Annotated in this window: 10 protein-coding genes and 1 rRNA gene; 7 read left to right on the plus strand and 4 right to left on the minus strand. The window is 51.7% G+C overall.

Features of this window, described 5'->3' with window-relative positions; genetic code table 11:
* The 3 genes from rrf to J7438_RS22370 all read left to right on the plus strand — a co-directional run.
* Window positions 1–85 (plus strand): 5S ribosomal RNA (gene rrf, locus J7438_RS22360); the annotation flags it as partial.
* Between the two features lie 264 nt (window positions 86–349).
* Window positions 350–946 (plus strand): hypothetical protein, encoded by a 597-nt coding sequence (locus J7438_RS22365; protein ID WP_209204040.1) that lies wholly within the window; start codon window positions 350–352, stop codon window positions 944–946.
* The gene (locus tag J7438_RS22370; RefSeq protein ID WP_209278314.1) at window positions 943–2,127 is read left to right on the plus strand and encodes an iron-containing alcohol dehydrogenase; all 1,185 of its coding nucleotides are present in this window, start codon (window positions 943–945) and stop codon (window positions 2,125–2,127) included. Before J7438_RS22365 ends, J7438_RS22370 begins: the two co-directional genes overlap by 4 nt.
* On the opposite strand, the gene J7438_RS28475 is transcribed toward J7438_RS22370, so the two are convergent.
* Genes J7438_RS28475 through J7438_RS22390 form a run of 4 tightly spaced genes read right to left on the minus strand, consistent with a single transcriptional unit; the run spans window position 2,116 to window position 9,662 of the window.
* Window positions 2,116–3,102, minus strand: coding sequence for a Wadjet anti-phage system protein JetD domain-containing protein (locus J7438_RS28475; RefSeq protein ID WP_209204042.1), 987 nt, complete (start codon window positions 3,100–3,102; stop codon window positions 2,116–2,118). The two genes, J7438_RS22370 and J7438_RS28475, sit on opposite strands and share 12 nt — an antisense overlap.
* Window positions 3,099–7,535 (minus strand): chromosome partition protein MukB, encoded by a 4,437-nt coding sequence (gene mukB / locus J7438_RS22380; protein ID WP_209278315.1) that lies wholly within the window; start codon window positions 7,533–7,535, stop codon window positions 3,099–3,101. The genes J7438_RS28475 and mukB overlap by 4 nt, the downstream gene beginning before the upstream one ends.
* Window positions 7,532–8,308 (minus strand): chromosome partition protein MukE, encoded by a 777-nt coding sequence (locus tag J7438_RS22385; RefSeq protein WP_209278316.1) that lies wholly within the window; start codon window positions 8,306–8,308, stop codon window positions 7,532–7,534. The genes mukB and J7438_RS22385 overlap by 4 nt, the downstream gene beginning before the upstream one ends.
* The gene (locus J7438_RS22390) at window positions 8,298–9,662 is read right to left on the minus strand and encodes a hypothetical protein (RefSeq protein WP_209278317.1); all 1,365 of its coding nucleotides are present in this window, start codon (window positions 9,660–9,662) and stop codon (window positions 8,298–8,300) included. Before J7438_RS22390 ends, J7438_RS22385 begins: the two co-directional genes overlap by 11 nt.
* A 339-nt stretch (window positions 9,663–10,001) precedes the next feature.
* On the opposite strand from J7438_RS22390, the gene J7438_RS22395 reads away from it, so the two are divergent.
* The 4 genes from J7438_RS22395 (at window position 10,002) to arsA (ending at window position 13,669) form a co-directional block, all read left to right on the plus strand.
* Window positions 10,002–10,334, plus strand: coding sequence for an ArsR/SmtB family transcription factor (locus J7438_RS22395; protein WP_209278318.1), 333 nt, complete (start codon window positions 10,002–10,004; stop codon window positions 10,332–10,334).
* A 118-nt stretch (window positions 10,335–10,452) separates the two neighbouring features.
* A complete protein-coding gene (arsB, locus tag J7438_RS22400) occupies window positions 10,453–11,484 on the plus strand; it encodes an ACR3 family arsenite efflux transporter (protein WP_209278319.1) in 1,032 nt (343 codons plus the stop codon).
* A gap of 77 nt (window positions 11,485–11,561) precedes the next feature.
* Entirely contained in the window at window positions 11,562–11,939 is a 378-nt protein-coding gene (gene arsD / locus J7438_RS22405) for an arsenite efflux transporter metallochaperone ArsD (protein WP_209278320.1), read from the plus strand.
* Between the two features lie 11 nt (window positions 11,940–11,950).
* Window positions 11,951–13,669 (plus strand): arsenical pump-driving ATPase, encoded by a 1,719-nt coding sequence (gene arsA / locus J7438_RS22410; RefSeq protein WP_209278321.1) that lies wholly within the window; start codon window positions 11,951–11,953, stop codon window positions 13,667–13,669.
* Window positions 13,670–14,049 lie beyond the last annotated feature (380 nt).

Genomic DNA, 14,049 nt, shown 5'->3' on the forward strand with positions numbered 1-14,049 from the left:
ATCCCATCCCGAACTCAGCAGTGAAATGACCGATCGCCGATGGTAGTGTGGGGTCTCCCCATGTGAGAGTAGGTCATCGCCAGGCACCCAACAGAAAAGCCCAGTTGAGCAATCAACTGGGCTTTTTTTATATGCTAAAAAGTTACATCAAGGGAAATGAGATCACGGCAAACATTTTGAAGATATCCATGATCTGACTCATTAACACTGCCCAGCTAACATTTGAGTTTCAAGTGGGTAAGCAAGCCTTATTCACTCGAATACTGCTCCATACCCTGCCCAGTGTATTTCTATTTTATTGTCCTGAATAACACTCCCTATATAGCCGACCATCTTCTGATTGTGGATAATGTCCCCCGGAAATAACAACAATAATTATTGCCCGGCGGTTCGCTGGCAGGAGCTTCAGGTGACCCCATCCCTTCCCGTTATCTGGCGCATAAAGCGTTTGTATGTCCGTTTTATGCTGGCTTTTATTGGTCATGGGCTGGCCAAGGCCTGTCGGACTGACAAGCTGATTCAGCAGGAAATCGAATCATTGCCCGATGGTTTTACCTTTTCCATGAGTGTTATGTCCCGTGGCCCGTGTTTGTATATGAAGAAAAGTGACGGGCGAATAAAACCGGGTCGTAAAAACAGTGAAACAAAGCCCGATGTGGATATTCAATTCAAACATCTCGCCCACGCTTTTAATACGCTCTCTTTTCTGGAAGGCACAACCGATGCCTTTGCCAGGGAGCGAATGGTGGTAGATGGCGATCTTTCTGCTTCCATGAAACTGGTCCGTTGCTTTGAGCGACTGGAAGCGATCGCACTTCCCCGGTTTATAGGCCGGAAAATCATGCGTCATTACCCGAAGATTTCCTTAACGGAAAAGCTGATGGGGGCAGTTCAAATCTATCTGGGAGTGTTTTCCGGTTTTGTTATGGGGGTGTTTGCCAAATGAGCCGCAGTTATTATGAATTCTATAATCCTGTCAAAATCGTTTCAGGCAATGAAGCCCTGGAGCATATACCCTATGAACTGGCCAGCCTTGGGGTAAAGAAGCCTTTGATTATTACCGATGGCGGGGTGCTTAACGCCGGTTTAATTGAGCCCGTCAAGCGGGCCCTGGTGGTTGACGGGGTTCCGATGGCGGGTGTCTATAGTGATGTACCGCCTGACTCATCAACCAGTGTCGTATCTGCCATCACCCGATTTTATCGTGAGAATGGCGCGGATGGCATTATTGCCATTGGCGGTGGATCGGTGATTGATACATCAAAGGCGGTAAATATTCTCGTGTCTGAAGGCGGCGATGATCTTCTGGCTTACAGTGGTTCTGGTGCGCTGACTAAACGACTAAAGCCGTTATTTATTCTGCCAACGACGGCGGGTACCGGTTCAGAAGTGACCAAAGTTGCGGTTATTCGCGATGATGCCACGGGTCGTAAAGTGCCTTATAGCTCTTCATTTCTGATGCCTGATGTGGCGGTTCTTGATCCACGGATGACACTGACATTGCCACCGCATATTACCGCTGCCACCGCCATGGATGCAATGACTCATGCCATTGAAGCGTTTCTGGGGACGGCCAAGAATCCGATCAGTGATGCCTATGCCGTTGCAGCGATCAAAGGCATACGGGAAAACCTGCTTCGGGTGCTTGCCACACCTGATAGCCGGGATCTCCGACTGAAGCTGGCAGAATCAGCCACCATGGCGGGCATTGCCTTTTCCAACTCCATGGTTGGGCTGGTACATGCCATCGGGCACTCCCTTGGGGCGATAACCCATCTTCCCCACGGCGTCTGCATGAGTCTGATGTTGCCTTATGTTCTGGAATACAACCTGCCCCGGTGTGAACAGGCGATCGGAGAACTGCTGCTTCCCCTGGCCGGTGCAGATTTTTACAGCAAAATACCCGAACAGCGGCGAGCTGCTGAAACCATCATCTATATTCGTGCCATGCGGGATGAACTCTTTGAGCAAACAGGGCTGCCAAGAACATTGTCAGAAAGTGGCAAGGTGCATGAGTCTCAACTGGAAGACATTGCTCGTATGAGTATTGACGATGGTGCACTGCTCTATAACCGGATTGATGCCAGTTATGAGCAGGTACTGGGGCTGTTGAAATCAGCCTGGTAGGTCGCTATCAAAAAGACGTCGGATCTCATCCAACAGGCGGGAGTCCAGTACTATGGCCTCCTGCTCCATCCATTTTGCATCATCGGCAAGCGTATTGATAAAGGGGTGTTGTGAGTACTTTCTGGATTGAGGACAGATATCTTTCCGCCAGGCAATTTTCCCCTGTTTTATTCCCAGTTTGAAATGGGGCTGATACTCTTTCCACCAGTCAGGAATGAGTAACTTCAGTGGTTTATTCTGAGCCCGGGCCAGTGATGAGGCGATATCAAGACCCTTCTGATCCAGGTCACCAAAATGACACCATCGGTAGTCCGGGAAAAACGACAATAGCTTTAACGCCATCTTTTGGTTATTTCCCGGAACGAACAGGGCGATAACATTTTCCGGTAAAGGCAGGTGTTGCCAGGCACCGGCATTTTCCACCGTAATGATATTTACCGGCGCTTCACACTGTATACTTTGCAGCTTGCCCAGAGCAGTTTCATTGATGATGACCGCATCTGAAAAGGCCATTTCATCCCGACAATTAATCATCCTTCCAGCAAAATGCAGCTGACATTCCATTCGGGTGCGGAGTTGAATCAGTTCGCTGTCTCGTGTTGCTATCCCAGACGGTGTTGACGCCTGTTTCTTGGAGTGTTCGCCCCAAATAGCATTAACTACACGGCTATGGATATGCCCTGGTAGCGGTGATATCAGATGTTGGGTGAGAAATGCTTCCCTTGTTTCACCCTGCTCCAGTGAAGTTTGCCAGTTGTTGCCGAACTGCCTTTCCATATACTCCAGAAAACTCTGGCGGTCATGGGCGGTTCTCAGGACAAAATCATTGTTTCTTTGGCGAAAGCTACACTGCTCGACCCAGCCCACCTTGATCAGGCGGGTCAGAAAGGCCGGCATTTGCCGGCCTTTCTGACGATAGCTGTCTGCTAACAAGTCTAACGCAATCGGTATGGCATCTTCTGGCTGGAATGTCACGATTCAGCCCCCTGGGGCAGCCTGCCTTTTACGCCAGAGAAAATAACATGCTCGTAAGGTTCCATCAGACGCACCATCCGATAAGTAATGCCATTTTTAGGCAAAACATTATCCGGTGCACCAACCAGCAGTTGCAGGGATTGATGGTCACAGAGCTCTTCCAGGGTGGCCAGTGCCCTGGCGTCAAGCCGTGCTGCTTCATCCAGGAATAACAGACGACTGGCGGCGTGTCCTTTGCCATCGCGGTTATTGGTAGCGACTTCCCATGAATGCAGCACCATAGTAAGAATGGCCAGACCGGTACCAATGGCTTCACCGGTGGAAAGATTGGTTGGGTTGGCCGGTTCATACTGACTGCTGCCAGCCCGCTGAATCAGGATGTTCAGGCGAATGTACTCACGATAATCCAGTAGTTTATCGCCAACGATGGTACCCCCGGTCTCCTTCTTAAAGAGGTATTCCAACGCCGCTTCCACTGTGATGTCCGGTTTACGGAACAGATCTGCGTAAAACTCCTGCTGCAGGGCATCCAGTATTTTCTGGAAACTGTCGATCACCTCCAGCTCAATTTTGATCGCCCGGATGGTGCCAAAATGCACACTGGACAGGGCGGCGTTCAGCTGATGAATCTGTTTACGCTCTTTGTTGATCTTGCGTTGAATGTTCTGCCCGAGGCTATCCGATTCGGCGAGGAAGCGTTTCTCGGCGTCTTTTAACAGGGTCTCCAGGCGAGTCAGCCGTTCTTCCAGCAACTCCAGGTTTTGCCTTGGGTCATCCGATTGATACAGCGTTTTATCCATGCGCTGGGCAAGATACGTTTGTGAATCAATAAAGCATTGGAACAGTGCGGGCAAATCCGCGCTGCTGCCTTTCTCTATTTGTTGATAAAGACTGTCCTGCCCATTTTTCTGTTCATTCTTCTGTTCATGCTCCAGGGCCTTTGCCAATGCAACCCTTGCTGTCGCCAAACCGTCACGTAAAGCGTCACTATCCTGAGTCAGCAGGTGATGAATATGCAACCGATGTTGCAGCCCGGACTGTTCCGCCTGTTGAACAATCCGCTCATGGCTGGTGGTGGCTTGTTGCGCTTTTGGTTCCAGCTGATGAATATCCGCTATGGTATCACTGAGTCGCTCCTCAACTTTTTTCCGTTCTGCTGCAACAGTGCTTTGTGCGATGTTTTGCTGTTTGATTTCCAGAATAAGTTCAGACTTTTCTGCCTTGATGCTGGTTAACTGTGCAGCACACTCTTCCTTCAGACCCACTTTCCAGGTCAGGGGAATATCAACAATTTGTCGTTTGAGCTCTGATTGCTGATGAATATTTTGACTCAGGAGGGCATTGATAGAGTGGATGTTTTTCTCAAGTGAGTGGCACTGCTCACGAAGTTGTGTCGCATACTTGTTTTGCCGTTGCTCCTGCTGTTGTTTAGTTTCGTAATCATTCCTGAGTTGATTTTGCAGGTTCTCTTTTTCTTCCTGACGTGCGACAGACTCTGCAAAGCGCAGATTAGGGGCTTTGTCCATGGCCGACGTCAGCAGGTCTTTCTGCTGGTGGTAATGGCTTAACTGCTGCTTCAGCTGTTCCAGTTCTGCTCGCAGGGCATCCAGATTCTCTACCGGTGGCTGCTGAATATAGAAACGATGGTCACTGAGTTGTCGGATCGTCTGCTGATATTTGTCCACCCAGGCTTTAGCGTCAGTGGCACTTTGCAGTTGCTCATGGAGAGCCTCTAATGATTGACGATCGGGGTCGTCATTCAATAGCCAGGCACTGGTTTGCCACTGTTCAAGACAGCGTACAACACCGTTCAGAATGGTTTTCTGCTGCTCAGTATCGGCCAGATCAACCGTCAGTGATTCGACCCGGGCTTCCAGCTGCTCCAACTGCTCGGTAAGCTCATTAACCGGCGGCTCCTGAACACCAAGCCACTGGCTTTTGGCGGACAGCTGATCGAGAAGTTGCTGGCATTTCTCCAATTGTCGTTTGCCAATGGCCAGTTCCTGCAGCTGATCCAGCAGCTGTTCTTCCTGCTGCCGCAGTCTTTCCTGCTCTTTCTCCCGGGCCAGTCGACCTATGGTCGGGAACTCAGGTTCCCGGCTTAAACGGGCAACATTGCTGGCGATTTCTACCAGGACACTGCCGTCTTCTTTCTGCTCAAGGGGGGTATGGAGATACTCTTCTTCCGAAAAAGACGCTCCCGGTGTGCCACCCAGAAGCCAGACATGATCCGGACGGTCGCTTTCTTCGCGGATAATAGCAGCAGCTTTGCTGATGTCCCGAACCTGGATGGCGTGGCGTAACGGGCCAAACTTGGCCTCCAGCCAGGCCGCTTCTTCCAGGGAGATATCATCGTTATCAAAATATTCACTGATCACCACTCCGCCGGTCATCTCCGCCAGCTTTTGCAGTTGTTGCAGCTCTGTTGATGCCTTGATTTCCAGCTGTGCCATGCGGGTGCGCAGCTCTTCCAGATGCTTGCCAAGCTGCACATCGGCCTGCAGGTTTTCCTGCTGTTCCTGGCTGATTTGCTGGCGCAGGGTGATAAAGTCATTGTGGCTATCCATCAGGGCAGTCGGGCGGATGGCTTGAATCTCCTGACCCAGTTTGCGGGCATCCAGCCAGTGAATATTATCCTGACGGGCCTGGGTAAGGCTGCCCTGGAGTTGTACCATTGTCTGTCTGGATTGCTGGATTTGTCCGCCAAGGGTATCTATTTTCTGTTGCTGGAATTGTTGCTCATGAGTGGCGGTGTTCAGGCTGGTGTTCCAGCTGGCTTCATCCTTAATCCTGTTACGCCATTCTTCTGGAAGCATCGCAACGGCCTGTTGCAGCTTCTTAAGTTGCTCTTCTTCTTTCTGGCGCTGTTGCTGTTGTCTGACCAATACCGGTATCTGTGCAGCCAGTGTTGTTTGTTGCTCATGGTGATGTCGCCAGTGGTCGCTGCGGCTGGCTGCCTGTTTCAGGTCAATATCGGTATCACCAAACGTCGCCAGCAGAGACAGAGTTGCCTCGAAATGCCCGCGAATGGTTTCCGCCTCATCCAGTAGTGGCTTCTGGCTGTAATAGCGGCCGGAAACGTCATTTTCAGCCTGCAGCAACGTTCCCATTAACGGGGTGAGTGCGTCTGCTGCCAGGTCTGGTTGGTCAAAGCTGTCACGCACTTCATTCAACGCCCTGAGGGCGGCAAGGTATAATCCGGCTTTTCGAGCTTCTTCAGAATAGGCCTGCTCGACACTGGTCAGCTGTTTTACCAGTTGTGCAATATCATCCTGCAGGCGCTTAAGCTCAGCGGACTCTTCTTCATACTGGCTTTCCAGTAATGCGTTCTGTTCGCTCAGCTCTTCCAGCTGCTGGTTGTGGTTGCCCTGCTCATTTTCCAGCCTTTGCAGATCGGTATGCAGTCGTTCAAGGTTTTTGGCATGATCGAGGCGCTCGTTAGCGTCTTCTTCGCGGCTTGCCAGTTCACTTTCAAGGGTATCCAGGGTCAGCAATCGTGCTTCAATGGCCGACAGCTGTTGTTTTTTGGTTTCCAGCTCCAGTTGTGCCTGATGCTCCTGCTGGCGTTTATCTTTCAGCTCAGCCTGAAGTTTGGTCTGTTGTTTTTCTGACCATGCCAGAACATGTTCGCCAAGGGCATAGCTGGACTCCAGAATCTCCCGAATGACCTTCCGGTCACTGCGGGTGCTTTCTATCTGTCGACGGGTTCGCTGGGTCTGTTGCAAGGCACTTTGCATGGAGCCAATGGATTGGCGTACCTGATCATCCGCCGGCAGCAGATAATCCCTCAGTCCTTTTTGCAGCTCTGACGACAAGCCGCCGTAGAGGCTGGTTTCCAGCATACGGTAATAACGCTGGCGATCCTGGCTGTTTTCCATTCGGCGGGGAATAATCCGCTGCTCGAACTGCCAGTTCATGTACTGGGCGGTGGTGTTGAAGCTTTGCAGTTCACCGCCCATCATGGTGACCTGATTTCTCAGGGCCTTACCATCCAGAGGCTCGTATAAGCCATTTTCGCCGGGCACCGGCCTCATCACCAGATCACGCACCGGAACCTCATCATCGACACCGGTAATGGCAAACAGTTTTAGCTCGACTTTCGGCTGGCTCAGGCGACGAATCTGGACACCGGCTATTGCCCGCCTGCCGTCGTAAAGTTCGTAATCCACCAGGCTGTAACAGGTACCGGCACTGATGCGTCCCCAGATACCATTATCACTGCGATCCTGTCCGCTGTCGGAATTGTTACGCAGGCGAACCAGACGATTATCGGGTACCCGGTTAATCAGCAAGGCACCCATAATGGTGGTCTTACCGGCACCGTTATGGCCGATGAGGTTGCTCATTAATGGGTGCATGTCCAGAGTCTTGAAGAAGACACCCCGGAAGTTAACCAGTGTCAGGCTGCGGATCTTGGTTCTTTTCTGGCTCATGCTTCCTGCTCTTGTTCAAGGGCCTGTTCAGCAATAACGGTGTCGTCTTCACCGTAACGCTTTTCCTGCGGTTCATCTTCCGGATCATCTTGTGAACCAGAGCTTTCCTGCATCACCTGCTCTTCATGGTCATTCAGGCTGATATAACCGTCACGAACCAGCTGCTCCATGGCTGCCCTGGCGGCTTCTGGTGACGATGCCGTTGAGCGGATAGGATCAATGAATCGCAGCAACGGTGCCTGGGTCTGCAGACGGCCGGCCTGGTTGCCTTCCAGCCTTACCATGCCCAGCCTGGCCAGTTGTCGGATTGCCTTACGCAGGGTTTCCATGGCTTTTTCACGGTCTGCCTGGGTCTCGATTCTTTTTCGTTCCAGCAGTTGGCAAAGGTATTCATTGTCCAGCAGCAGTCGCAGCCGCTCGTAGATGGCATCGGCGGATATCCAGCCACTGCCTTCCAGTTGCTCAGGGTCGAGATGGAACATGGCCAGAACCTGACCAACGACCATGGTCAGTTCATCCAGTTTTCTGGCACGGATCAGGCTTTTGCCGGCGGTGCCGGGGCGGAGGTAGTAATACGCTTCCGGTGCCTGAACAAGGTCAATACCATACCGGAGGTAGTGCTCGACCAGCAGGGAAAAACCATCCTGGAGAATATTGAAAATCCGGTGGTGGCGAGCGTCGATATGTTCACCCCGACGCAGCCGGGTATCCAGTTCCGGGAAGCATTCATCATTGATCAGATCGGCGAGCTGCTGGTAGGGGTTATCGGTCAACAATCGGTTTCTCTCTTTCCAGGCGGAGTGTGTTAGGGGTCAGACTCAGGCGTTCCACGTAAAACTCAGGAGCGATGGCTGGCAGAACCGGGTACCACTGATGATCGGCAATGTTCTGACGGTTTTGCTGGTGGCCCATTTCAGTAAGGGCGCTGAACAGCCAGCCTGCCACCATGTTCAGTTTTTCCATAGGCCACTGGCTGGCCAGCTGTTCCAGTGCCTGTTCGTAGGATGGCAGTATGCCGGACTGTTGCTCCTGCCTGACCAGCCATTCCTTAACCTGCTGCTTCAGGGCGTCAAAGTCTTCGATGGCCGTCAGCTCACCTTCATCATGGATTATCCGTGCCAGATTTTCTTTCGGCCGGGGTGGTTCAATATCCCGCAACCGGGCCAGCGGTTCTTCGTTGGCGTAGCGCAGATACCAGGGCAATGCCTGATAACTTCGGATGCCTTCCCGCACCCGCTCCATCAGCGCCTTACGCTCATCCATGGTGACAAACTGACGCAGGTATTGATGAACCCGGTGGTGGAAACCTTCCCAGTGGTTCATGCGTTCGCTACTCCAGTGCTCGATACGGTCAAGATGTTGCTCCAGCCGGATAACACTGTTGATGGCATCGTGTCGACCAGCGTGTTCGCAATAGCGGGAAATGGCGTCCAGCAGTGAGCGAAGTTCGTGGCACGAGGCCAACAGCAGTTGCTGTAAGTCCTGAAGATGATTCTGGGTGCTGGTCAGCAACTGTTCGCACTGGCTGATGCTGTTTTGCCAGTCCTGCTTCAGCAGTTCCACCACTTCTTTGCGGGTGTTGATGGCTTCCTGGTCCAGCTGACGTTGACGATGGTCAATGGAGGTGACCAGCTGGTTGACGGTAATGTTCAGCGGCGCTTCTACCTGAAGCTTCCAGAACGGTTCATTGCCCCCCTGTTCAGCGGAATCCCTGATCTCCCTGAGGTGCGTGGCAACCGTCATAAACAGGGTACTCAGTGCTTCTTTTGACGCTTCCATACCGACACATACGGAATCGACAATCTGTTCGGACAGCGGTGTGATCAGATAAGCGTGATGTCGATGCCCACCGCCTTCAAGGCAGATCAAAAGGTGTTGCTGAAGGAGACGGCGGATCACCTCGTTACAGCGTTTTGAAGAATCCTCACTGTTATCGTCCAGTCTTGCTTTCTCCACGCTCTGGAATACCACATGCAGCTCTTCTTCACTGAATTCCGGTTGTGATTCCGTTTCTTTCCAATAGCGCAGTGCTGCCAGGTAGGCGAGATCGGCGGGTTGCAGTTTCAGGCTGATACCCTTAGTCAGGATGGTGCTGATCAGTGACGGGATGTTTTTTGATGCTGGCAATCACTACTCCATCAATCATAAGGTGCTGTACTGGGAGAACGTGGGGCAGAACCCTGTTATAGCTCAGAATTTAAGCCAGATTTATTATGAGAAAAACTGGTAATAGCGTAAAGCAATAAACGGATTATTGGCTGGAATATATTCTGACGATCCAGCATAGACAGTAGAAAGGTCGGTGAGTTCATTGAAAAACAGCTTTGTAGAACAGATTCGATGGATAGCGGTAAAACCACGAATGAAATGATTCAAATTATTTTTTAGCGATCGGTACTTGCAAGGAGGAAAACACAGGCGTATCGTTCATCGTGATTTAACGATTAAGGTATAAATGGGTGTGTAATGACACAATGCCTGCAAAGTCTCACTGATTTTCAGTTTAACGAGTCTGAAGAGAAGGAATTGGCCGCTTATGCCAAAGCCATTGGGCATCCGGCACGGGTCAGGCTGTTACGGATACTGGCGGGGCGGGTGTGTCTGGGTTCTGATTTGGTGGGGCAGCTTGGTCTTGCTCAGTCCACGGTTTCAGAACATCTTCGCATTCTGCGGGAAGCCGGATTGGTGCATGCCGAAGTAAAGCACCCCAAAACCTGTTTTAGCCTTCGTCCGGAAGCTATCCAACGGGTTCAGCAGTTACTGGCGGATATTAATGGCGTTTTCACCCGTTTCAGCTAATACGAATTGGTTTGTCTCGTTCCCATGTTCAACGTGGGAACGAGGAAAGAATGTTGGTTTTTTTGGTATTTTATTATCGTTTTTCGACGATTGTCGATAGTGTGTAGAGGCTCAAATCATGGGTGTTTTTGAACGTTATTTAAGTGTCTGGGTGGCTCTGGCCATGGTGGCAGGGCTGGTCGGTGGAACACTCTTTCCATCACTGTTTGCCACCCTGGGAGGCTGGGAGTACGCCAGCATTAATTTTGTGATTGCGGTGCTGATCTGGCTGATGATTTATCCGATGATGATGCAGATCGACTTTACTGCAGTAAAAAACATCCATCGTCGTCCAAAAGGCCTGATTGTCACGCTCACTGTCAATTGGTTGATTAAGCCATTTACCATGGCACTTCTGGCGATCCTGTTTATTCGCTATATCTTCGGTAGCTTTACTGGCTTTATTGCTCCCGAGCTGGGTGATGAATACATTGCCGGCATGATCCTGTTGGGCGTTGCGCCCTGCACCGCTATGGTCTTTGTCTGGAGTCAGCTGACCCGTGGTGATGCCAATTACACACTGGTTCAGGTGGCGGTGAATGATCTGGTGATGGTGGTGGCTTTTGCGCCGATTGCTGCGTTTCTGCTGGGGGTTACCGATGTGATCGTACCCTGGAGTACGCTCTTTCTGTCCGTCGTATTATTTATCGTTATTCCGTTACTGGCCGGGCTGATCACCCGAAAAGTTCTGCGCTCTGAACAGGCGTTACAGACCTTTGGTCACCGGGTGAAACCGCTGTCAATCCTGGGTTTGATTCTGACCGTAGTGTTGCTGTTTGGTTTTCAGGCACCACGGATTCTGGCCAATCCTGTCGATATCGTACTGATCGCTATTCCTTTGATTATTCAGACAGTACTGATCTTCGCCATTGCTTACTTTTGGATGTACAAGTGGAAAGAACCACACAGTGTTGCTGCCCCCGGTGGGATGATTGGTGCCTCTAACTTCTTTGAGCTGGCAGTGGCCGTTGCGATCAGTCTGTTTGGTCTGAACTCCGGCGCTGCACTGGCGACAGTGGTCGGTGTATTGGTTGAAGTGCCGATCATGCTGGCGCTGGTGGCTTACGCCAATCGTACCCGCGATCGTTTCCCGGTTGCCCACGCCAGTTAATTACCTTCCCGTTGACTCGACTACCGACAGGTTTCGGTAGTCATCCTGAAAATATATAAAGAGATAAGGACAAAACGATGTCGTCTATTACTGTATTTGATCCTGCCATGTGCTGCTCTTCTGGCGTTTGTGGTCCAAAGCCGGACCAGAAGCTGTCTGTTTTTTCTGCTGATCTGAGTTACCTGGAAACGCTGGGACACCGGGTGACCCGTCATAACCTGGCGCAGGAAGCGGCTGCATTTGCCGCCAACCTGACGGTCAGGGTCCTGCTGGAAGCCCATCAAACTGACGCGCTGCCCATCATTATGCGCGATGGCGAAATGGTCAGCTACGGAACTTACCCAACCCGTGAGCAACTGGTTGCCATGGCGGCTGGTAAACCGGTTGAAACCGCTGAATCTGAACCGGTAACGACGGCTTCTGCCGGTGGTTGTGGTTGCAGTGGTGGCTGTTAAGGAGAAATGTGATGAAATTCCTGGAAAATATGCCACGGGTGTTGTTCTTTACCGGCAAGGGCGGCGTAGGAAAAACCAGCACCGCTTGTGCTACTGCTGTCCGCCAGGCCAGTGCCGGGGAAAAAGTATTGCTGGTGAGCACCGATCCTGCATCCAATGTGGATGAGGTACTTGAAACCCGGTTAAGTGGTGAACCGACGGCAGTAAACCAGGTTAACAACCTGTTTGCCCTGAATATTGACCCTCGTGCGGCCGCTGCCGCCTACCGGGCAAAGGCGATTGATCCCTACCGGGGTGTGCTGCCGGATGCGGTCCTTGAGAATATGGAGGAGCAGCTGTCCGGGGCCTGTACCCTTGAGGTTGCTGCTTTTGATGCCTTTACCGAACTGCTGGCCGATGAGCAGGTCACCGCAGCGTTTGACCGGGTCATTTTTGATACGGCACCCACCGGCCACACCCTGAGGTTACTTTCTCTGCCCAAGGCATGGACGGGTTTTGTCGAGGACAGTACGACAGGTGCATCTTGTCTTGGCCCCCTGGCGGCTCTGGAAAAACAGACAGCGTTGTACGCCCGGGCCGTGGAGATTCTTGCCGATGAAAGCCAGACGCGGTTGATGTTAGTCACCCGCCCTGATGGCGCGGCCCTGAAAGAAGCTGCACGCACCAGTGGCGAGTTGCTGGAGTTGGGTATCACTAATCAGCATCTGGTGGTGAACGGCGTATTCACAGCCACCGATACCAATGACCCGGTTGCCATTGCCCTGGAGACCCGTGGCAGAAATGCCTTGAGTGGTATGCCAGAGCAGTTGCGTCATCTGCCGGTGTCGACCATTGCCATGTCGGCCAATCCTCCTGTTGGTCTTGAAGGGCTGAAAACGTTTTTTGATCAAAGCCCGGGTAAAATAGCAGCGGAACAGGAACGATTCGACACAACGCCGGAAAGTTCTGATCTGAACCAGTTTATTGATGGACTGGCAGAAAGTGGCCGGGGCATTGTGATGACCCTGGGTAAAGGCGGTGTTGGCAAAACCTCCATCGCCGTTATGATCGCCCGAAGGCTGGCTGAACAGGGCTTGCCGGTCACGCTCACGACAACAGACCCGGCAGCCCATGTGCACGATGCTGTAGGGCAGGTGACGGATAATCTGGTGGTTGAGCGTATCAACCCTGTTGAGGAGATTGAGCGTTACCGTACCGAGGTGTTGGCTGACGCTGCTCATCTTGACGATGATGGGCGTGCATTGCTGGAAGAGGACCTGAGATCCCCCTGTATTGAGGAGATTGCGGTCTTTCAGGCCTTTGCCCGTACCGTGTTTAAGGCCGATAACCGCATTACCATAATTGATACCGCGCCTACCGGGCATACGATCTTGCTGCTGGATGCAGCCCAAAGCTACCACCGGGAAGTATTGAAGCGTGGCGATGCTCACTCAGAAGAGGTGACCGGGCTGCTGCCACGATTGCGGGACCCTGAGTTTGCCAGGCTGCTGATCTGTACGTTGCCGGAAGCGACACCGGTGCATGAGGCCGCTGACCTTCAGGAAGATCTGGCCAGGGCCGGCATCAAACCGGCGGGCTGGGTGGTAAACCAGTCACTGACACCCCTGGAGGTAACGGATCCTCTGCTGGTATCCCGTCGGAAGAGGGAAACTGATTATCTCAATGAGATTACCGCCAGCCACAGTGACGTCATGTATCTGCTTCCCTGGCAGGAAGGAGGGCTGCATTAATTAATCGTGGTAAAACCGGGGCCATCGCAGAAATATGCCGGTGGCTCCAGCCTTGCACGACCAACCCCAAAGCCCATTTGAAACCATTTCAATCCCTTCTCCCATCGGTATTCCAGTGTTATCAATACCCGGTCAAGCCCATTCCTCCATAAAGACAGTTATAAATATTTCTATGATTTTAGAATAATAGTTGAAGCTGTTTTTTCATTCACCTAATATACGCCCACCGACAAGCTACATGCTGATGATCCCATAAGAGGAAGAGGGCACTGATCTTATATTCATAACCGATCAGGCAGATCAGCAAGAGAATTTTTTTAAAATGTATATTTCTGTTTTTCTGGAATTATTGATATGAGCATACAACAGCAGATAACCGA

It is taken from the genome of Thalassotalea sp. G20_0 (assembly GCF_017744175.1).
Lineage (GTDB): Bacteria > Pseudomonadota > Gammaproteobacteria > Pseudomonadales > Endozoicomonadaceae > Endozoicomonas.

Bases quoted from the DNA above. Each gene is read 5' to 3' on its own strand.
- J7438_RS22365 (WP_209204040.1), top strand. From the start codon at position 350: ATGTCCCCCGGAAATAACAACAATAATTATTGCCCGGCGGTTCGCTGG.
- J7438_RS22370 (WP_209278314.1), top strand. From the start codon at position 943: ATGAGCCGCAGTTATTATGAATTCTATAATCCTGTCAAAATCGTTTCA.
- mukB (WP_209278315.1), bottom strand. From the start codon at position 7,535: ATGAGCCAGAAAAGAACCAAGATCCGCAGCCTGACACTGGTTAACTTC.
- J7438_RS22395 (WP_209278318.1), top strand. From the start codon at position 10,002: ATGACACAATGCCTGCAAAGTCTCACTGATTTTCAGTTTAACGAGTCT.
- arsB (WP_209278319.1), top strand. From the start codon at position 10,453: ATGGGTGTTTTTGAACGTTATTTAAGTGTCTGGGTGGCTCTGGCCATG.
- arsD (WP_209278320.1), top strand. From the start codon at position 11,562: ATGTCGTCTATTACTGTATTTGATCCTGCCATGTGCTGCTCTTCTGGC.
- arsA (WP_209278321.1), top strand. From the start codon at position 11,951: ATGAAATTCCTGGAAAATATGCCACGGGTGTTGTTCTTTACCGGCAAG.